The sequence below is a fragment of the Streptomyces sp. NBC_00887 genome (assembly GCF_045207585.1).
This window is the reverse complement of the sequence record NZ_CP108788.1, coordinates 457,435-477,035: the sequence shown is the minus strand read 5'-3', so window position 1 is coordinate 477,035 and position 19,601 is coordinate 457,435. Positions and strand designations below refer to the sequence as shown.

General features: G+C 67.7%; 18 protein-coding genes and 4 pseudogenes. 13 read left to right on the top strand and 9 right to left on the bottom strand.

Annotated features, from left to right (window positions below; all coding sequences use genetic code 11):
• Complete coding sequence (locus tag OG844_RS02275; RefSeq protein ID WP_406387747.1) at window positions 1-552, top strand: hypothetical protein; 552 nt, start codon at window positions 1-3, stop codon at window positions 550-552.
• Window positions 553-626: 74 nt separating this feature from the next.
• A pseudogene (locus OG844_RS02270) lies at window positions 627-1,006 on the top strand (integrase core domain-containing protein); the annotation flags it as partial.
• A gap of 10 nt (window positions 1,007-1,016) precedes the next feature.
• On the opposite strand, the gene OG844_RS02265 reads toward OG844_RS02270, so the two are convergent.
• The 4 genes and pseudogenes from OG844_RS02265 to OG844_RS02250 form a co-directional block, all read right to left on the bottom strand.
• Window positions 1,017-1,454 (bottom strand): ankyrin repeat domain-containing protein, encoded by a 438-nt coding sequence (locus tag OG844_RS02265; RefSeq protein WP_320780720.1) that lies wholly within the window; start codon window positions 1,452-1,454, stop codon window positions 1,017-1,019.
• A 39-nt stretch (window positions 1,455-1,493) separates the two neighbouring features.
• Window positions 1,494-2,365: pseudogene (locus OG844_RS02260) on the bottom strand (IS5 family transposase).
• 107 nt (window positions 2,366-2,472) lie between these two features.
• The gene (locus OG844_RS02255; protein ID WP_406387745.1) at window positions 2,473-3,240 is read right to left on the bottom strand and encodes a hypothetical protein; all 768 of its coding nucleotides are present in this window, start codon (window positions 3,238-3,240) and stop codon (window positions 2,473-2,475) included.
• A gap of 1,195 nt (window positions 3,241-4,435) precedes the next feature.
• On the bottom strand, window positions 4,436-4,855 hold the full coding sequence (locus OG844_RS02250; protein ID WP_406387743.1) for a winged helix-turn-helix transcriptional regulator: 420 nt from the start codon (window positions 4,853-4,855) through the stop codon (window positions 4,436-4,438).
• Between the two features lie 270 nt (window positions 4,856-5,125).
• On the opposite strand from OG844_RS02250, the gene OG844_RS02245 reads away from it, so the two are divergent.
• The 9 genes from OG844_RS02245 (at window position 5,126) to OG844_RS02205 (ending at window position 12,496) form a co-directional block, all read left to right on the top strand.
• Window positions 5,126-5,485 carry a hypothetical protein gene (locus OG844_RS02245; RefSeq protein ID WP_406387741.1) on the top strand — a complete coding sequence of 120 codons (360 nt, stop codon included), beginning with the start codon at window positions 5,126-5,128 and terminating at the stop codon, window positions 5,483-5,485.
• Between the two features lie 129 nt (window positions 5,486-5,614).
• Complete coding sequence (locus OG844_RS02240) at window positions 5,615-6,349, top strand: alpha/beta fold hydrolase (RefSeq protein ID WP_406387739.1); 735 nt, start codon at window positions 5,615-5,617, stop codon at window positions 6,347-6,349.
• 202 nt (window positions 6,350-6,551) lie between these two features.
• A complete protein-coding gene (locus tag OG844_RS02235; protein WP_406387738.1) occupies window positions 6,552-6,776 on the top strand; it encodes a DoxX family protein in 225 nt (74 codons plus the stop codon).
• A gap of 672 nt (window positions 6,777-7,448) precedes the next feature.
• A complete protein-coding gene (locus OG844_RS02230; protein ID WP_406387737.1) occupies window positions 7,449-8,387 on the top strand; it encodes an SMI1/KNR4 family protein in 939 nt (312 codons plus the stop codon).
• A gap of 960 nt (window positions 8,388-9,347) precedes the next feature.
• Window positions 9,348-9,722 carry a hypothetical protein gene (locus OG844_RS02225; protein ID WP_406395969.1) on the top strand — a complete coding sequence of 125 codons (375 nt, stop codon included), beginning with the start codon at window positions 9,348-9,350 and terminating at the stop codon, window positions 9,720-9,722.
• Between the two features lie 190 nt (window positions 9,723-9,912).
• Window positions 9,913-10,254, top strand: a complete 342-nt coding sequence (locus OG844_RS02220; RefSeq protein ID WP_329204919.1) for a metalloregulator ArsR/SmtB family transcription factor — start codon at window positions 9,913-9,915, stop codon at window positions 10,252-10,254.
• Window positions 10,255-10,430: 176 nt separating this feature from the next.
• Entirely contained in the window at window positions 10,431-11,240 is an 810-nt protein-coding gene (locus OG844_RS02215) for an aldo/keto reductase (protein WP_406387735.1), read from the top strand.
• Window positions 11,241-11,528: 288 nt separating this feature from the next.
• Entirely contained in the window at window positions 11,529-11,903 is a 375-nt protein-coding gene (locus OG844_RS02210; protein ID WP_406387733.1) for a PadR family transcriptional regulator, read from the top strand.
• On the top strand, window positions 11,900-12,496 hold the full coding sequence (locus tag OG844_RS02205) for an HAAS signaling domain-containing protein (RefSeq protein ID WP_406387732.1): 597 nt from the start codon (window positions 11,900-11,902) through the stop codon (window positions 12,494-12,496). Before OG844_RS02210 ends, OG844_RS02205 begins: the two co-directional genes overlap by 4 nt.
• 325 nt (window positions 12,497-12,821) lie before the next feature.
• On the opposite strand, the gene OG844_RS02200 is transcribed toward OG844_RS02205, so the two are convergent.
• Both OG844_RS02200 and OG844_RS02195 read right to left on the bottom strand, forming a co-directional pair.
• Window positions 12,822-13,055 (bottom strand): e9imm peptide, encoded by a 234-nt coding sequence (locus tag OG844_RS02200; RefSeq protein ID WP_406387731.1) that lies wholly within the window; start codon window positions 13,053-13,055, stop codon window positions 12,822-12,824.
• A 509-nt stretch (window positions 13,056-13,564) separates the two neighbouring features.
• A pseudogene (locus tag OG844_RS02195) lies at window positions 13,565-15,105 on the bottom strand (hypothetical protein).
• Window positions 15,106-15,395: 290 nt separating this feature from the next.
• Between OG844_RS02195 and OG844_RS02190 the strand changes: the two are divergent.
• Together OG844_RS02190 and OG844_RS02185 are read left to right on the top strand one after the other, a co-directional pair.
• Window positions 15,396-16,028, top strand: coding sequence for a LysE family transporter (locus OG844_RS02190; RefSeq protein ID WP_406387730.1), 633 nt, complete (start codon window positions 15,396-15,398; stop codon window positions 16,026-16,028).
• Between the two features lie 148 nt (window positions 16,029-16,176).
• Window positions 16,177-16,350 (top strand): annotated as a pseudogene (locus OG844_RS02185) (DinB family protein); the annotation flags it as partial.
• A gap of 39 nt (window positions 16,351-16,389) precedes the next feature.
• On the opposite strand, the gene OG844_RS02180 reads toward OG844_RS02185, so the two are convergent.
• The 3 genes from OG844_RS02180 to OG844_RS02170 form a co-directional block, all read right to left on the bottom strand.
• Window positions 16,390-17,697 (bottom strand): MFS transporter, encoded by a 1,308-nt coding sequence (locus OG844_RS02180; RefSeq protein WP_406387728.1) that lies wholly within the window; start codon window positions 17,695-17,697, stop codon window positions 16,390-16,392.
• A complete protein-coding gene (locus OG844_RS02175; RefSeq protein WP_406387727.1) occupies window positions 17,694-18,293 on the bottom strand; it encodes an ArsR/SmtB family transcription factor in 600 nt (199 codons plus the stop codon). Before OG844_RS02175 ends, OG844_RS02180 begins: the two co-directional genes overlap by 4 nt.
• A gap of 293 nt (window positions 18,294-18,586) precedes the next feature.
• Window positions 18,587-19,549, bottom strand: coding sequence for an SDR family NAD(P)-dependent oxidoreductase (locus OG844_RS02170; RefSeq protein WP_406387726.1), 963 nt, complete (start codon window positions 19,547-19,549; stop codon window positions 18,587-18,589).
• Window positions 19,550-19,601 lie beyond the last annotated feature (52 nt).

Sequence of the window (19,601 nt, the reverse complement as noted above, 5' to 3'; positions counted from 1 at the left end):
ATGCGTCGGAAGTGCTCTAGGTTGGCTGGTGTGAGTGGGCGGGGGCGGAATTACAGGTACGTCGGACCGGTCGAGCTGAAGACTGCGGTCCGGCCTGGTGACGGCGGGTGCCGGATTGGCTCAGCGGCTGACTTCGGTGGCTGGATCGTGGAGCAATCGGCGGCGGAGCTGGCTGAACCGTTCACCTTCGTGGTCGGTAGGGATGGTGTGCTTCGGCTGGCGCCGCGACGAAGCGAGCACGTGGCCTGTGCCGGCGGAGACATGGTTCTGAGTGCCGGCGAGATCAGCTTCATGCGCGAGGCGGACCGGTGGGCCGTGGGAGAGATCAGCAACCAGTCCACCGGGTACTGCCCGGACGTCACCTCCTGGTCGGCAGTCGCCCGTGCTCTGGACGGCGTACAACTTGGGCGGCCCTCCGGCTTCACCCACGAGGTGGTATTCCGGCGGTGCCCCGACTGCCAGGAGCACAACATCGTGCGCGAGGACGACTTCGTCTGCGTCTTCTGCGACAGCGATCTGCCCGCGGCGTGGAACGTGGATCCCACCGCCTGACGGCCAAGGGTCACAGCCACTCGTTGACGGCCGCGACGAGGACAGTCGCCTCGTTGCGGGCGGCGAGCCTGATCGCATTCTGGCAACGTGCCCAGACGTTCTTCACCGGCCACGGCACTACCGTCGAACGGGTCCTGACCGACAACGGCGCCTGCTACAAGTCCAAGCACTTCACCCAGTCCTTCACCACGGCCGGCATCGCCCACAAGCGCATCCGCCCTTACCGGCAGCAGACCAACGGCAAGGTCAACGCTTCAACCGCACCCCGCTGGAGGAGCGGGCCTACCTGCGGCCCTGCACAACCAACGCCGAACGCACCGCGGCCCTGGCGGACTTCCTCCATACCTACAACACCCACCGCTGCCACACCGCACTCAACGGCAAGCCACCAATCAGCCGAGTCAACAACGCTGAGGGTCAATCCACTAGGCCCTGTTGCGAAAGTGAGTGCTGAGGCGCGCTAGCTACGGAGTTGGGTGAGTTGCCGGTTGCGCCCCTGCTGCCCGAAGGATCTCGGCAGTGTCAGGGTGAGGGCCGCTGTTCGCCCAGTCCAGCGGGGACTTGCCTGTGCCGTGGTCTTCGCGAAGGTTGGGATCGGCGCCATGCGTCAACAACTGCCGGATCGTTTCGGTGTGCCCCCAGCAGGCGGCTGCGCAGAGCGGTGTGCCCTCAGAGCCGAGGCCGCTGCTTTCGGTGTCGGGAGAAGCCCCGGCTTCGATGAGCAAACGAGCTATCTCGGCTTCGCCCTGCACTGAAGCCAGGTACAGCGGAGTGGTGCCGTCACTGTTCCGTCTCTCTGGACTTGCTCCACTGCGCAGCAGGGCCTTCGTGCGCATGGCGTCACCTGCCAGGACTGCTTCGAAGAGGTGGCGGGAGAGCTTCTTCTGCTGGCGCTGCTTCATAGCCGGTGAGGCTAGCGATTATGAGTACGCCGGAGCCATTCATATCCATTCGTTGATCGCCGCGACCAGCACAGTGGCTTCGTAGTGGACGGCGAGTTTGTCGTATCTCGTGGCCACGGCTTGGTGTCGCTTGAGGCGATTGATCCCGCACTCGACCGCGTGGCGCTCGCGGTAGTCGGCCGGATCGAAATGCGGCGGCCGGCCGCCACGGGAGCCGAGCTTCTGGCGGTTGCGTGCCTGGTCGTGCAGCGGATCCCGCGTCGGCGCAGGTAGGCGCGGTTTTTGCGGGAGGCGTACGCCTTGTCTGCCCGCACGCGATCGGGGCGGACGCGTGGCCGGTCCGGCCCGATGCGAGGCACGCGAACCTTCTCCAGCACGGGTTCGAACTGCGGTGAGTCCCCGCGCTGCCCGGCGGTCACCACGATCGACATGGGCTTCTGGCCTTGCTCGACGGCCAGGTGCAGCTTGGTGGTGAACCCGCCGCGCGAGCGTCCCAACCCGTGATCATTCGGCTCGGTGAACACACCGCCCGGTGGTTCCTTCTGCAGATCACCCTGCTTGCGGGCCCCGGCCGCATGCTGATGAGCGCGGCACACTGTGGAGTCGACGCTCAGTTCCCACGTGATCGCGCCTTTCGCGTCGGCCAGGGACTGGAGCCGGGTGAGGATCCGGTGCCACGTGCCGTCCCGCTGCCACCGGCGGAACAGGTCGTAGACCCGGTTCCACGGTCCGTATCCGACCGGGATGTCTCGCCACGGCACTCCGGTTCGGACCCGGAACCGTATGCCGTCGATCAGTTGCCGTCGAGGCCAGATCGGTGGCCGCCCCGCCCTGGCACCCTTCGGCAACAGTGTTTCCAGCACCGCCCACTGTTCGTCTGTGAGATCTCCCGACCCATGATCTGTGATCATGCACAACCCAAGATCCACTTTCGATACATGGCCTAGCGGCGTGCTGACGGTCGTCCGCGACTGCCGAGTCAAAGCGAAGGCGTCCACCGCGCCTTGGCCGGCATCGGTCATATGCCCAACGTCGCCCTCGCCGGATAGGCGTCAGTTCCGCAGTGTCCCCTGGATGATGCGGGCGACGACGGCAGCGGCCTGTTCCGGTGGATGATGCGGGCGACGACGGCAGCGGCCTGTTCCGGGTGTTGAGCCAGCCATGTGCCGAGGTACGTCTGGACGGCCTGCTCGACGCAGTCGTGCACGGTTGCGCCGCCCAGCTGGCCGCCGGTCGGGCCCAAGTATTCGGGACTCGCCAGTTTCACTGAGACGACCGCTGTCAGGCCATGACCGATTCGGTCGGCGGTGAGATCGGCATCTTCCGTTGTCAGCAGCTGTCGCTCACGCGCGTACGTGTTGACCGCAGATGCCACCCCAGTCCGAAACCCGTCTGCGTGGGTGCCGCCCTCCGGGGTGGGCACGCTGTTGGCGAAGGTCCGGATTCGTTCCTCGCGCACACCGTGCCAGGTCAGGGCTACCGCTACTGTTCCTGCCATCCGCGTGTCTTCGTGTTCGAAGCCAATGATGTCCGCGGTAGCGTGCGCCCCGGATTCAGAGTCGAGAAAGGCCACGAAATCCTTGGGACCGTCGGGGTACTGGAAGCGTACCGACCGGACTCCGCCCGGTGGGCGTTCGTCGGTCAGTGAGATGCTCAGGCCCCGGTTCAGGAGGGCCACCTCCCGGAAGCGCTTGGCCAACGCAGCGAACGAGTAGTCGATGGTGTCGAAGATGTCGGCATCGGGCCAGAAGGCGACAGAAGTTCCGCTGCCGGTCGCCGGCCCCATGGCTGCGGGCGGGGCGAGAGCGGCGCCGCGTGAGTACTCCTGGACCCAGAGCGTGTGCCCGCGCCGCACCTCGGCCGTGAGGCGGCTCGACAGAGCATTGGTGACACATGGGCCCATACCGTAGAGGCTCCAATTCACGGCGTGAGGGTCGCCGGGCCCGGCTCGGGGGTGCGGGCGTGTCAGGAGGGCTTCGAGGCCGGCACTGTTGGTGTTCCCGGCCGTTCTGACGGGGACACCTGGCCCGTCGTCGGTGACACGGACACCGCCGTCGGGTGTGAGGGTGACGTCGACACAACCACCACCGTCAGCCAGTACGTCGTTCACCGACCGGCTGATGACCTCGAACAACAGGTGGTGCAGGCCGCGTATGCCGGTCGAGCCGACATACATCCCGGGCCTCTTCCGAATGGCCTCACACCCCTCCAGAACTGTGATGCTCGTGGCGTCATATCCGCTGGCTCTCCCGCTCACGGAGTCCCCTCTGGCGTCCGACAGGACTTTCCACGCTACCTGAACTCTTGGAAAACACCAGGTCAGAGCAGGTTCATCGACGGCTGGGGTAGGTATGTGAGAGCCCGCCTCCAGGCAGTTGACCGAGAGGTCGCGGGCAGCGGCAAAAGTGCACCGGCGGTCCCGCCGAGGCTGCGAACGACCCTGCTCCGGGGCGAGCCGAGGCCCTCAATTCCTGTGCGTCGAGCCACAAAGCGACAAAGCTCGCTGAGGTTTCGAACTGGGGCGTGCAAGCGGCCCAGGTCGGCTGACCGGCGGGCACCTGGCTGCCGTGGTGAGTCAGCGCGGCGGTGGCGAGTAGGTGCCCGGGTTGTCGAGCACGTGGAGCTCCAGTCAGGTCGAAGGCCTGGCAATCAAGGCCAAGTTCCTCGATCGCGCGGACTACGGCTGGGCCGGCCCAGGCCATTTCCGCACCCGCATCGTCCTCGGAGCCTGACGGAGTACCTCCACGTCAGCTCACACCTCCCACCCCGAGCCGACCCGCAATCGGCTGGCCGCAGGGCAGCGGCGAACGGGAAGATGCCGTCATGCGCTTTCCTCGTTCCTCGGATTTCGAGCTGCCCGAGGTCATCGATCGCTTCGGGCCGGCCATGGAGCCCTCTCTGCGGGAGGACCAGGTCCTGCTGGTCGCCGCGTACTGACTGACGAACCTGACGCTGCGGCAGCTCGCCCCGCTCTTCGGGACCTATTGGTCCTTCTGCTCAGCTGTCTCTTGAAAGGCAACGACGGCCTCACCGTTGGTTCTTGCCCACTCGGTGAGCCTTCTGATGGGCTCCTCCAGGGTGCGCCCGAGCTCGGTCAGGCTGTATTCCACGCGTGGTGGTGCTTCGGCGTACGCGCGTCGCTCGATGAGCCCGTTGTCCTGGAGGCGGCGCAGCGTCTGCGTCAGTGCCTTGCGTGAGACGCCTCCGATGAGCTCGACCAGCTCGCCGTGGCGCACGGGGCCGTCGCTCAGAGCGAAGAGCGTGACCACGGCCCACTTGCCGGCGATGATCTCGATGGCCAGGCGGGCTGGGCAGTCGGCGAGGAAGACGGTGCCGGGACGGAGGCTCACGAGCTGAAGGGTACCTTTGGGTACCTGTCGGCTGCCTGGCGTCGAGGGCATGCAGCTCACCCATTCGAAGGGCGCCGAAGTCGAACTCGGCGTCATTTCCCTTACCGATTTCGTCCCAGGCGCCACCAGCTCGCAACGAGTCCGCGACATCGAGGACGCCGGCGTCCTCACCGACCAGGCAGGACTCGACGTATTCGGTTGGAGGGTCACCGGACAGCGCCCGCCGTGCGGCTGTCGGGGGCTGCCGATGACGCCGGCGCGTCTGGGAGGCAGTCCCGCCCGGGCCCAACGGCCGCCGATCCGTACTGGCAGACCGGCGAGATGGCCGCGCACCCGCGGGCCGCGCTCGGAATCGGTGCGGCGGCCCATCTCTTCGTCGGTGCGAGGTCGCAGGGAGCCCGCGAGACCTTCTACCCCTACTACCGCGTGTATTTCGCGCAGGGCCGCGGCGTTCACCTTGATCGTCCGACCTTCGAGGCGATGGCCGGTCCCGACGGCGCCCTCATGGTCGGCAGTGCGCAGGAGACCACCGAGAAGCTCATGATCGAAAAGGAACCGTTCGGTGCCAACCGGTTCATCGGACGAGTCGATCTCGGCGGACTGCCGCGTTCGAGCGTTCTGGGGTCCATGGACAAGTTCGCGTCCGGCGTAGCACCCGCCGTACCAAGCGAATCAGGCTGAACCGTCGCCTCAGCCGTCATCGTGCCGGGCCTGTCAGCCGCCCTGCACCGCAAGCACGCCCCAGCCCGTGCGCGCGTGGAACACAAGTTCACCCGTCAGTGAATACACACCCATGTCAAGGAGACAGTCATGACCTGCCCGACCACCTACGTCCTCGTGCACGGTGCATGGCACGACGGACAGTCCTGGAACCGTGTCGCCCCACTACTCACCGCCCAGGGCCGCCGTGTCTTCACGCCGTCCCTCACCGGCCACGGTGACAAGGCACACCTTCTCAGCCCCGAGATCGGCCTCACCACCCACGTCGACGACATTGTCAGCCTCATTCTCGCCAACGACCTGAACGACATCGTCCTCGTCGGACACAGCTACGCGGGAATGGTCATCTCCAGCGTGGCGAACCAGGTTCCCGAGCGCATGTCACGCCTGCTGTACCTCGACGCGATGGTGCCGACGCACGGCGAGAACGCCATCGACGTCATGCCGCTCACACAGGTGATGATCGACGGTGCCGCCGGCAGTGCAGAGCCCTGGCGCATTCCGCCTCTGCCGGAGTTCCCCGCGCCACACGGCCTCTTCGGAGTCACCGACCCCGACGACATCGCCTGGCTCAAGACCACGCTGGCAGATGAGTCGGTCCTCTGCTTCCGACAGTCGGCCGAGATGGACAACCCCGCGCAGGCGTCCATCCCTCGGGTTCACATTCTCTGCATCGGCAACGAGCCCGAGGGCGTCACACGTCGGCCCATCCCGAAGCTTCAGCCCAACGGCGAACCGTCTTGCGTCCACAAGCTGGACACCGGCCACGACGCCATGATCACCAGGCCGGCGGAACTCAGCGCCCTGTTGCTCGAAATCGCCTGACCTGCGAAGCAAAGCACCGCCAGGTCGGCGAATGTCCAGATACTCCACCCCCGTTGAACAGTCGAGGTCTCACCATGTTCATCACCTATGCCATCGTCGCTGCACTCATGTCGGCGGTGCTCCTGGCTTCGGCAGGCGCCAAATTCACCCGGCCGACGCGGCTCGTCGACCAGATGTCCACCCTTGGCCTGCCCTATAGGGCGTGCTGCCGTTCCTGGGCGTCGCCCAGATAGCCGGCGCCGGCGGCCTCGTCATCGGACTCTGGTGGGTGCCCCTCGGAATCGCCGCCGCGTCCGCCCTGACGCTCTACTTCATCGGCGCAGTCGCCACGCACCTGCGCGCCAGTGACTACAAGGGAGCACCACCGGCAGCCGTCCTCACAGCTGTCGCCATCGCCCTCATCGCACTGAGCTCCTCAACCCTGTGACTGCCCTCCACCACCCCACTCGGCATCACCGCGCCGCCCTGCAGCCGACCACCCCGGGCAATCGCGTGACGGGTCGTGGCTGTCACAGATCCGGGCCGGCAGCGGACCTGCCCGGCATGAGCCGGTCGTGGTCCGTGTCCTGGCCTACCGGCGCTACCGGGAACGCGCTCCTTCATCGAAACCCTGCGTTCCGCCCGCCGCAGCGTGACTGTCACACCGGGCAAGTTTCCTCTGACCTCTTGGTCAGGGCCTTGGTGATGTTCCAGGAGGACCTTCTGAACGACTCCTGCCCGAGAGACGTCTGCGCAGCCGACTCCGCGTCTTGAAACTTGAGATGTCCCACTACCGGCTCGAACGACCTGAGCACCATGACTGACATGGGGCCCAAATGGTCTCCTGGCGAGGTCGCGCCCGCCCTGCATCGCGAAGGCCGGTGCCGCCTCCGCAGCGAGACCCCTGGTCCTGGCGGGCTGGTTCGGACAAGCTGCTGCGCATGAACTGGATGCCTCTGCTCTCCACACTGGCCGGTGCCGTCATCGGCATCTCGGCCACTCTGATCGCGGATCGTAATCGGTGGCAGCGGGAGTGAAGAGTCCACAGGGTGGGGGCTGACGTCGTAACAGAACGCGCCCAGCGGTACGCCCGAGCCACACGCAAGGAGCAGGCTTCCCGGTGACCGTCGATGTTGACCTGCCCGACCACATACGCGCTCGCTGCATCGAGCTCGGCGACGGTGTCCTGTACGCGGTCAAGACCCTGGCCCGGCAGCTGGCCGACGATCCACGCCTGGGCGAGCGCGCCGGCAGGCTCGGCCTGTACGCGGCGACGATCGACAGTGACACCTTCGATGCGTGCCCATCCCTGATCGTGCGCTACGCCCATGGTCCGCCTCTGCTGGACGTAGACCGGATCGAGATCCGGGACGTCGAGGCGACCGGGCCGCTCCCCGACGCCGGCGACGAGCAGGCCCCCGCGGAAGTGCCGGATCCCCGTAGGCAACAGATCGTTGCGCGACAGGTGACCGATGCATGGCGGCGGATCATCAGCTGGCTCGAGCAGCACGCGTCCGCCACCCGCGCGGCGCTGCTGCCCGGCGCGTCCACGTACGAGATCGCCGCGCTGGAGCAAGCACTTGGGGTACGTGTACCCGTGGAGCTACGGGCGTTGTGGTTGCTGTGCGCGGGGGGCAAGGACACTCCGGGGGCGGGCGTGATGCCTGACTACGACTGGGCGTTGATGCAGCTGGGCACGGTGGCCACGTCCTACCGGTGGCAGAGGGACAACCGGCGGAAGCTGGGACTCGGGTGGAGCGCGGACGACGAGACGGTATGGAAGCCGTCGTGGATTCCGTTCTGCTCATGGTCGGTGACCGACACCAGCTATGGCCTGTTCGTCGACGCCGAGACGGGCAAGGTCGGCCACTGGGACGACACGTCCGTGCGTACTGTCGGGGACCAGACGTTGAGCATGCTGCTGGAGGAGACGGCCGACAAGCTGGAGAATCCGCAGCCGGCCACCGGCCGCCTGCCGGGGCTGATCGGCGGCAGGCTGGTGTGGGAGCCACCGCTCGCCGCGGATGAGGCTGCCCTGTGGGAGCGGTTCACCGGCTGACGTACGGGGACGCGGAAGGGGTGGACAGGTGATGACCTGTCCACCCCGGTCAGGATCCGTTGATGCCACCGTATCGATGATCATCCAATGGTCCCGCTATCCACCACCACGCGACGGAGCCGGCGGGAGTAGACGCCGGATCCGCTTCCGCCCCCCATTCCGGCACCCGGTGCTGCTGTCGACCGACCCGTACTCCGGTGGGGGCACAAGGCTCACGCTCGACTTGCTCTGTTCGGGACTGCGATGCACCGAGGAGAGAGGGGGGCACCTCCGCCGGATTCGCCTGCCCGTTCCCACGTTTCCGGCCTTCTCAACTGCGCCGCTATGGCCTGTCCCGCCTTCTTCGCGGCGATGGCCGAGACAGAGCGGGAGCACATCCGCGAGTCCACCCTCGAAGGGCTCGACACCGCGGCCCGCAAGGGGAAGCATGACGGCCGACCGCCCGTCATCACCGACGACATGCTGCACACCGTCCCGCGGCGTCACTCGGGCGGCGAGTCCGTCGAGCAGATCCAGCCCGACCTGATCATCCCCACCGGCAAGCGCAAGGGACAGAACCCCTCCGTCGCGAGCATCTACCGGGCGCTCGCCGAGCACGCCGAGCGCGAGGCGTATCCCGAAGCCGTCGAACAGGCCCACACCGACTTCGCCGCCCTCCAGGTCGGCGAAGTCCCAGGACCCGCCTCGCTGTCCCTGACTGAATGTCACTCTGATCACAGAGAGCTACTTGTCACTTCGTCGTGGCTTCGGGAGAACACGGCCGTAACGGCCACATCGTGCGGGCAACCAGGGCTGTGTGACCTCGAGGTGGTGGTGCATTTTAGGGTGTGGGCTCGTTTCCCGCCGAATTCCCGCTCTTTCCAATCCTGTTGGGCGCCGGTGGGTAGCCTCGGCGATCACCACCTGGTTCGGAGGTATGAAACGGGCCGGGTTCGTCCGAGGCTGAGGGAGCGAGTACCGATGTTGAGTGTGGAGACGTCTCTGAAGGAGGCGATGACCGCGATCGAGGGGAGCGTGGGGGTTGCGCTGGTCGACTACACGTCCGGCATGGCCCTGGGAACGCTGGGGGGAGGCAAGGACCTCGATCTGACGGTAGCCGCCGCGGGGAACACCGATGTGGTCCGGGCGAAGATCCGAACGATGGAGATGCTGGGTATCAGGGAGGACATCGAGGATGTGCTGATCACCCTCGGCAGTCAGTACCACCTCATCCGGCTGATCAAGGGGCGCGGGGGCAACGGCCTGTTCCTCTACCTCGTCCTGGACAAGGGAAGGGCGAACCTCGCCATGGCCAGGCACCAGCTCAGACGCATCGAGACGGAACTGGAACTGTAGACGTTTCTCCTGCTTCCCGGCTCCGCATGCCCACGAGTTGAAGAACTCTTCAACTCGGCACATCTGAAAGTGCTCAGTCAAGGGCGCAGGGGGTTCGGGAAGCAGGAGGATGGACGGACTGGGCGCCGAGGACCAGCAGGAATGGTTGTCGGCTCATGGAATGGTCGACCCGGGTGGGAGTGCAATTCGCATGCAGGTGCCGCTGTACCAGGCCAAAGCGGAGTTCTTCCGCATGCTCGGACACCCAGTCCGAATCCGTGTACTGGAACTTCTCCAGAACGGCCCCGTGCCCGTACGCGAACTGCTGAACGCCATCGAGATCGAACCGTCCAACCTCTCCCAGCAACTGGCCGTACTACGCCGCTCGGGGATCGTCATCTCCATCCGAGAGGGCTCCACCGTCAGCTACGCACTCGCCGGGGGCGATGTGGCGGAACTCCTTCGGGCCGCACGGCGCATTCTCACCGAGCTGCTGGCCGGACAGAACGAACTGCTCGCGGAACTGAGGAACGCCAACTCCCTCGACGCCTGAAAGCCGCGCAGCGCGCCACCGAGGGCTCAGGGATGACCATCGGATCGGCTGGCGGGCGCAGAAGGGCGCGAGGCATGACCCTGAGCCCGGCCACCCTTCCTCACCGGAGGGTGGCCGGGCTCCCGTCCGGGCGCCTGGCCTGTTCACCTGGTCCGCTCCCAACGAGCTCGTGCACGGTGAGCGGTGGGACGTCGAAGGGGCCGGTGGGGCTTCCGTGCTCACGTCTGCCGAGCCGGGATCTGGTCTGCGGTCTGCTGCTGGGACAGAAGGCCGGCGACGGCTTGGACGGTGCCGTCCATGTGCTCACGGCGGCCGAGGTGACGGCGAAAGTCGGCGTCGCCCGGTCGCCCGAGTCGGGCGAGTGGGGGCTGGACGGCCGTCCGGCCGCTCTGCGCGCTCAAGTCGAACAGGTCCTGCGCCGACTGCGCGTCGAGCGGATCGAGCTACTGCAACTGCACCGCATCGATCCGGAAACACCTCTCGCCGACCAGCTCGGCACGCTACGGGAGCTGCAGACCGAGGGGAAGATCGGGCGGATCGGACTGTCCGAGGTCACCACCGCCGCACTCGACCGGGCTCTGGAGATCATCGACGTCTCGAGCGTCCAGACCGCTACAACCTGCTCGACCTCGACCTCGACCTCGACCTCGACCTCGACCTCGACCTCGACCTCGACCTCGAGCACGAGCCCGTGCTCGCGGCCTGTGAGGCGGCGGGGATCGCCATTCTGCCCTGGCGGCCCGTTGCGTGGGGAGCGTCGGGCGAGAGGGCAGAGATCGCCGCAGGCCGCCGAGACCGGCGACACCCCCACAAGTCGCCCTCGCCTGGCTTCTCGGGCATTCGCCGGTCATCCTCCCGATCCGGGTACCGCACGCATCGACCACCTGGAGGAGAATCCTGCGGCGGCAGGCCTTGATCTGACGTCGGCTCAGCGGCACCGCCTCGACCGGCTGTTGGAGAAGCCCGATCGGACCGCTCGGCCTTGAGTGTCCGCTCACGGGACACCCCAGAGTTGGCGAATGCGTCGCTGAACATCTCGGCACACGCAGCGCAGGCCCGGCTGGTCCGTCGCCGACCCCGCCCCGTATGCACGGCAGGCCGACTACGTCCTGCCGTGCGGTTGCTTCCGGTCTGCGGGTTTGTCTGCTTCACCCGCCTGATCGCGGCCTGGTGACGGCCCAGAAGGTCGTCGGCACCGGCACCTCCAGACTGATGGGTCCAGGGGATCCGTGGCCCCTTCTCATTTGCTTGCCCCACCAGGTATCTTGCATCGCATGGAACCAGGTGATTCGGCCAGGCAGGCCAGGGCAGCCGCCCAGCTGCGCAAGGGTGTCCTGGAGTACTGCGTACTCGCCCTGATGCGGGACCGCCCCCGGTACGGCGTCGAACTCCTCCACGCCCTACAGAACTCCGGCGCCCTGGCCACCAGTCAGGGCACGGTCTACCCGCTGCTCTCCCGGCTCCGCCGCGACGACCTGGTCACCACCACCTGGCAGGAGTCCGCCTCCGGACCACCCCGCCGCTACTACGCGCTCACTGACAGCGGCCGGGCCGCACTCGACGAGTTCACCCGGGTCTGGCCCGGCTTCCGCGACGCCGTCGACGCCTTCCTGACCACCCCGCACCCCTCCACCGGAGACCACGAATGAAGACCTCTGCCGATCCCGTACGCGACTACCTCTCCGCCGTCGAGCGCGAGACCTCCGCGCTCCCCGCCGAACGTCGCCAGGAACTCCTCGCCGACCTTGCCGAACACATCGAGGTGACGCGCGCCGAACACCCGGATACCCCCATCGGCGAGGTCCTGGCGGAGCTGGGGGACCCCCGCATGATCGCGGCGACAGCGCTGGCCGAGTCGGGGAACGCGGCTGTCGGGACCACGGGCGGAGACGGTGTCGGTACACCCGCCCGACGGGGCAAGGTGCACCCCCTGGTCCCGCTCCTGATGCTCACTCTCTCGCTGCCCTTCATGATGGTCTTCCCTGACCTCCCCGGGCCGGTGTTCGGCGTCCTGTTCCGCATCACCGGCGCGGTACTTCTCTGCACCTCGGTGCACTGGGCCGCCGTCCAGAAGACCACTGGCGTGCTGCTTGCCGCCGTCCTGCCGAGTGCCTTCATAGTCACGTGGAACCTGTCCAGTGGCGGCCCGTCGGGCGACGGCCCGGCCCTCCTCGCCAACCTGGCGACGCTGGTTCTGCTGGCCGGCACGGCAGTGTGGCTCTGGCGGGTCCGCCGCGCCTGAGACGTTGCTCCTGACCTGAGGGTTCGTCAGGAGCCGTCGGAGGCTGGTGCGGTGGCGGAGGGTGGCCGGTCGGCCGGTGATGCGGAGGGGCAACACCCGAACCTCGTCACGAAAGGCGCCGCCGGCGCTTGCGGGACCCGATCCAGTCCTGGAACAGCCACTTTCGTGACCGCAGCAGCGAACACGGTGATGGCCCAGAAGGCCGCACGTCCGCTTCAAGCAGCACCGGGCAGTCGCCACTCGCTACGACAAGCGCGGCTACGTCTTCCTCGGCACCGCCACCGCGGCAACCTTCGTGATCTGGCTCCGCAGGTGACTACCGGCGTCACAAGACGATCGGCCGATACCCCAAGGCATGGTCGACCACGTCCTCGGCCGACAACTCCCGCACCGGCGGCCAGAAGACCAGGTCGCTGACGTGACCGGACGGGCAGGAAAGAGCTCTGTCGAGCCTGTCCAGCCAGTCGTTCACCTCATCCTCACAGGCGTAGTAGTCCGCCTCCATGATCCGCTGCACGAGCGCGATCGCTTCCGCCCGACTCAGCCCCACCGCACTCATCGGGCCCTCTCCCTCGCTGCACCTCACCGAGCGGCGTGATCGGCCGGACACGTCATGGCAGGGTGCTGGGCTCAGCACGACTGGGTCTCGGCCCGGTGAACAGCGACGCAGTGCACGGCGCACCGTACGGGGGTGTGGTCATGGCCTTCGAACCGAGTTCGCGTACGCCGCGTCTGCTTGCGACTGATGCCCGGTCCGGGAGGTGTTCCGACTCGCGAGGTGACGGATTCGCGGGTGGCTGTATCAGTCTGATCCTGCTGCTCATCGAGGTTCCGGTCGCCCTTCTGCTGGGGCTGACGTTGGTCATCCGAGGAAGGAATCCTGGCGACGAACGAAGCGGGGCATTCGCGATGGACTGGGTTCCGGTCCTTTGGCTCGGCGGGTTCACAGTGGGCGTGCTCGTGATCGCAGTGATCTTCCTCTACTCGGAGCATCCGTTCGCGTACGAGCGTGCCCACCCGTCTCCGCTGCCGACGTGTCCAACCAGGGCCGGGACACCATGCGCTCCATCACATTTCGTGACCGAACGGTGAGAGGCCCTGGGGCAGTAGTTCCGCCATCACGGCGAGCGGCAACGACGGGTTGGCTGCCGCCGCTTCGGCTACCTGACCGTTCCCATCAGTGAGCAGCTCTGCGACAACCAGCGGCGGGAGTGTCGGATGACCGGCGGCTATCGGCCTCGCCCGATGGTCCGCCAAGCAGGCGAGCAGTGCCGGGGCCGTCGCGTTGGGGTGACGGGCGATCTGGCGGAACGCCTTCTGTACCAGTGGTTCGTGTCGGGTCAGGTACTCCAGCAGTGCCGGAGTCGCGTCCGGGTTGGCCGCCACTTCGGCGATGACCCGGACTCCGTGCCGGACGACCATGGAGCGCAGCTGCGAATCGAGGAGGCCGGGGTGCGGAGCGACGGACTTGACCACTTTGGCGTCGGGATCGGTGGCCAGCGCGTCGCGGATCTCGGCCGGGAGGTCCCGTCGGTGGGCCACGAGCATCCGCGCGGCCGGGTCCGGCGACTGGGCCAGCTCCCTGACCTCGGTGGGGGAGGCGGACGCGATCCGCGGCAGCAGGGTGGAGCCGACTGTGGCCATGCCGGCCAGCCGGGTCAGCACGTCGAGCGGTACGTGTGGGTTGTGCGCGACTGTCGCCGCACGGTGTGGTCCTCGTCCTCGGCCAGGGCACGGATCACGTCGTCGTCGATCGAGGGATTTGCGGCGAGGTCGGCGCGGACACCGGGAACGGGATCTACGGCGATCCGTGCGCACACCTCGGGGGGCAGGTCGGGGCGGGCGGCGAGTGCCCAGCGCAGGAGCATCGAAGGATGATCGGCGAAGCCGACAACGGCTTCCACGGGCGTGGCCGGGTTCTGCAGTGCCGCATGCAGCAAGTCGTGCACGGTGGATTCGTGGGAGCCGTCGCAGGAGGCGCCCGGCAGCAGATCGCAATCCAGCCGTGAGCATTGCGGATCGTGCACGAACGGCGGATCTTCGCGGTCGCAGACTAGGCACCGCCGCGCGTGAGACAGCCCGTCGCTGCTGATGAGCGCCGCCAGTACGGCCGGGGGCGTCGCCTCATTGACCGCCACAGCGCGGCGGACCTCGGCATGTGGATGCCCCGCAAGCCTGGCGGCCGCATCAGGCGTGGTCCACAACGCGAACTCCGCGACGACGCGCACGTCCGAGTCCGTGGCGAGCATCTCCACCACATCGGGCGGGAGGTCGGGGCAGCGGGCCAGCTTCTCCCGATGGTCGACAACGGGATCGGCCGCAAGGAGACGAGCCCATTCCGGTCCACCGGCACCCTCTTCGAGCAGGGCGAGGGCGGCGCGAGGCTGTGCCGCGGGATCAACGTCGGCGGCGGTCAGCCGGCCCTGGTACGCGAGCCGCACCGCACTTTCTTCGGCGGACGAGGCCAACGCGACCGCCTGCGCAGGGCTGAGGTCCGCGTGACCGGCGAGGGCCGCGGCGATATCGGCGTCCGCGACCGTGATCAGCCGGTCGACCAGCTCGGACGGCAGAGCCGCGTTGGCAGCGAGCCCGCACAGGACATGGTTCACGGAAGGCATCATGCATGGACCTTGACCGGATGGCTCGTGGATTTCCAGGCAGACAGGCGGTTGGCGGTGCTCGGTGACGGTCACCGACCACCCTTCAGGAGGGCACTGTTCGCCTTGGTCGTGGCCCTGGCTGTGAAACGGACGGAAAATGATTTGAAAGACCGCCCGCCCTACCGACAACATCCGCCCATGACTACGACCACCGCCGCCGTGCTCCTGACCTCCACCGCCCGATCGGTGCGAGCCCAGCAGCAGCCTGGCCGACCGCGAAGGCCTAAGTTCCCGCACTCGTGAGCGCCGTTCTGGTCGCGGGGCTCCTCGCCGGCTTCGGGATCGCCATGCCGGTGGGAGCGGTCGGGACGTACCTGGTGGCCCTGACAGCCCGTACGTCTCCCAAGATCGGTGCGTTCGCCGCTCTGGGGGTGGCAACCGCTGACGGCCTCTACGCGTTGATCGCCGTGGCCGGGGGCTCCACGATCACTCCCCTCGTCGAGCCGGTCATGCTTCCCCTGCAGTGGGCCTCCGCCTCGGTCCTCATGGTGCTGGCGCTCTGGGGCGGCGCCACGGGCATCCGCCAGTACCGCAAACGGCAGACCGCGACCCGAACAGAGTCGACGCCCCTCACTCCCGCGCGTGCCTTTGCGGCGTTGCTGGCGATCACGATGATGAACCCCATGACCGTGATCTACTTCGCGGCGCTCGTGCTCGGCAGCGATATCGCGGCGGCTGCCCACTTCATGGAAAAGGCGGTATTCGTCCTCGCTGCGTTCGTGGCCTCCACCAGCTGGCAGTTGTTGCTCGTCGGCGGCGGGGCACTGCTGGGACGAACGCTGACCGGCAGCCGCGGGCGGCTCGTCACCGCCTTGCTCTCGAGCGGCCTGATCGCCGCACTCGCCACTCACCTCTTCATCTCGGCGTTCTGACTCGACTCGACTTGACTCGACTGCTGAGAACACCTCTCAGCGTCGTGCCGCACCGCTTCCCGTTGGGGAAATCAGTCGCGCCCCGTGGGGCGGGCCGTTAGTTTCCGCCTGAGCGCAACGGGATAAGAGACGGCGAGGGGAGCCGGGCATGGCGATCGAGGGCGCGCGGACCGATCGTTTGGGCGTACTGCTCGACCAGTTCGACCAGGCCAGGGAGATGGCTCAGGTGAGGCCAGCAGGCCTCGGCGACGTGGAGTACCTGTGGGACCCCGTGCCCGGTTGCTGGTCGGTCCGGCGCCGGACACGCCAAGAAGGTCCTCAGCTACTCCCGGCCGCCCGTACGGCAGACGGATCGCGCCCGCTACCCGGTCCTGCTCGGCTCGCCATCCCCGCGTGCCGTGGCCACGTCGTCGGCAGCCAGGGAGTGGATGCGCGGTATGGGCGAAGAGAGCAGCCAGAGCAACGACAGGGCTCCGCCGACGGCCCCGACGAGCAGCGCCGTCCGCAGGTCGAAGACGGTGGCGAGCAGGCCGCCGACGAGGGCCCCGACAGGGCGGATGCCGTAGTTGAGCGTGCTGTAAGCACCTGCCACGCGGCTGCGCATCCCGTCGGGGATCACGCTGGTCTGCAGGGAGTTGAGATTGACGTCGAAGAGCATGACGCCGACTCCGGAGAGGAACCTCGCCGCGGCCAGCGCTCCGGCACGCGCCCAGAGCGGGCCTCCCGCGCACGCCGCGATGGCGATGGGCGCCGGGAACAGCACCGCTCCCACCACGATGCTGCGGCCCACACCGATACGGCGCGAGACCCGCGGGGCGATCACGGCACCGAGGAGAGCGCCGGTGGAGCCGATGCCCATCGCCAGGCCGATGACTCCGGCGGACAGTCCGAGCACACGGCTGGCGAACAGCACCATCAGCCCGCTGCCCGCAACAAAGGTGAAGAAGTTGACGGTCGCTGCACAGCCGAGCCCTGCACGCAGTACCGGGTGCCGCCCGACGAAGGCCAGCCCTTCCCCGGCACGCCGGAGCAATGAAGGAACCGCGGTTCCGCCGGTGTCGGCGCGATGTTCACCGAGCGGGATCCGCCCGATCAGGAACGCGGAGGCCAGATACGACAGGGCATCGACGACGACAGCGACGGGAGCGGTCAACGCCTGCACGAGACCGCCGCCCACCGCCGGCCCGACCACGTACGACACCGACCGGCTCGTACTGAGCTTGCTGTTGGCCTCGACATAGGACGAGCGAGGCACGAGCTGAACGAAGAAGGGCGGATAGGCGGTGCTGAACAGCACGGCTGCGGCGCCGGTCAGCAACGCCACTGCATACAGCTGACCGAGGCTCACCGCATCGAGCAGGTACGCGACGGGCAGGCTGATCAGCACCGCACCGCGCACCAGATCGGCGAGAACCATCAGGCGTCGTTTGTGGACGCGTCGGTCGACCCAGGCCCCCAGGAAGATGCCGAGGAGGTTCGGCGTCCAGATGAGCGCGGTCAGCCATGCCACCTGGTTGGCCGAGGCACCGAGCGCTGTCACCGCGATCAACGGCAGTGCCAGTTCGGTGATCCGGTCACCGAACTCCGATATCGACTGTCCCGCCCAGAACCGGCGGAAGCGCGCGTTACGCCACAGGGATGCCGGAGTGTCCGTCGCCGGGGCGGTCACGGGCGACCGTCCGTGCGCCCCTCGTCCCGCTCCGGCAGTGCGTAGCGCATCAGCCGGACGCCACGGCTTCCCGCCGGACGCTCGGCAGGGTCGCGTGTCACGTACGGCGCAAGCACCCGCTCGATCCCGTCCTGAATCGCCGCGAGTTCCTCCGCCGAAACGACCACACGGGTGTGGGCAAGTCCACTGGCCCTCTGCCAGACGGGCTCCAGGCCGGGCTCGACCTCGGCCAGCCATCTGTCCGGCAGATCCCCGTAGCGCACGAACATCTCCCGGGACAGGACCTGCGCGGCCGCCCTGCCCTCCTCGTCCTCCGGCGCCTCGAAGCGGAAACCACGGGCTGCCGCCTCCCACCGCCGTTGCCGGCGGTCCGCCCCGGCCTCGGCATCACGGACCAGCCCGAAACCCGCCAGGTGCCGCAGATGCCAGCTGGTCACCGAGGGAGTTGCTCCCACTTCGGGTGCGAGTTGCGTTGCTGTCGCCGGCCCGTGTCGTAGCAGACGGTCGAGGATCGCCAGCCTCACGGGATGCGCCAACGCCCGCATCGCCTGCGGATCGGTGATCTCGATATCGCCCAGCCGGTTCCTGGAATCCATGATGTGAGAGTTTCCTCTCACATCATGTGAGAGTCAACTCTCACATCTGCGGGCTGCAAGCCCGGTGCGTTCCGGGGCTCGGTGTTCGGTGACCAGGAGGGCGAGGGCCGGAGCCGTCTGTCGCAGGCGAGTGGGAGCTCCAGGTGGGCGAGTCTGCTGAGCCGTCGGACGGCGACACGCTCACAGCCGTACCCGAAGCCCCAAGCCTCCACCCGACCTGCGAATGGCCGGCTCGGGCGCGTGTCCTCAAAGAGCGGTGTCCTCCTGGTCCGCGTCCCCGAAGGCAGGCCCCTCTACGTCGCCGCCGCGAAAGCGTTGACGCCTGTGAGGTCGGCCGACAGCGCCCACAGGCGCGCGGCCTGCTCGGGGTCGGTCGCATGTGCGTGCACACCGCCCTCCGAGCCGTCGCCGGCCGGCTCGGCCACGTCGCAGTCCTCGCAGTACACGCCGCCCAGGCCGGCGAGTTGGCGAGAGGTCGCCGCCCACACCTGAGTCGCCGCGCCCTGCTCGGGCGTCTTGAAGGTGGGATCGGTCGGGTTGCCGCTCTCGTCGATCCAGCCCGCCTCGACCATCTCCGACTTCGGAAGGTGGCGCTGCAACGGGGTGAGGATGCTGCCCGGATGCAGCGCGAACGCCCTGACTCCCGAGTCCCGACCGAGCGCATCGAGATGCACGGCGAACAGCACGTTCGCCGCCTTCGCCTGCCCGTACGCCTGCCACCTGTCGTAACCGCGCTCGAACTGCACGTCGTCCCAGCGCACGCCGGTGATTCCGTGGGCGCCGGAGGACACGGCGATGACGCGCGCGCCACCGCGTGCGATCGCCGGCCAGAGATGGTTGACCAGCGCGTAGTGACCGAGGTGGTTGGTGGCGAACTGCGCCTCCCACCCCGGGCCGACACGCGTCTCGGGGCAGGCCATGATCCCGGCGTTGTTGATCACGATGTCGACTTCGCGACCGGAGGCCAGGAACCGTTCGGCGAATCCGCGGACGCTGTCGAGGTCGGACAGGTCGAGGTCGTCGGTCTCGACGCCGTCGATGCCCTTGACCGCCTCCTCGGCGGCCGCCCGTCGCCGGGCGGGGACGATGACGCGGGCTCCGGCACCCGCCAGGGCGCGGGTGGTCTCCAGGCCGAGTCCCGAGTAGCCACCGGTGACGATCGCGGTGCTGCCGGAGAGGTCGACCCCGCTCAGTACGTCGTCCGTGGTGCTCCGCGCACCGAAGCCCGATCCGATCTTGTGCTGAGGTGTCGTCATGGCCGAGACGCTAGGTGCTGGAGAGGACTCCAAGTCAAGGGCCGGTGACGAA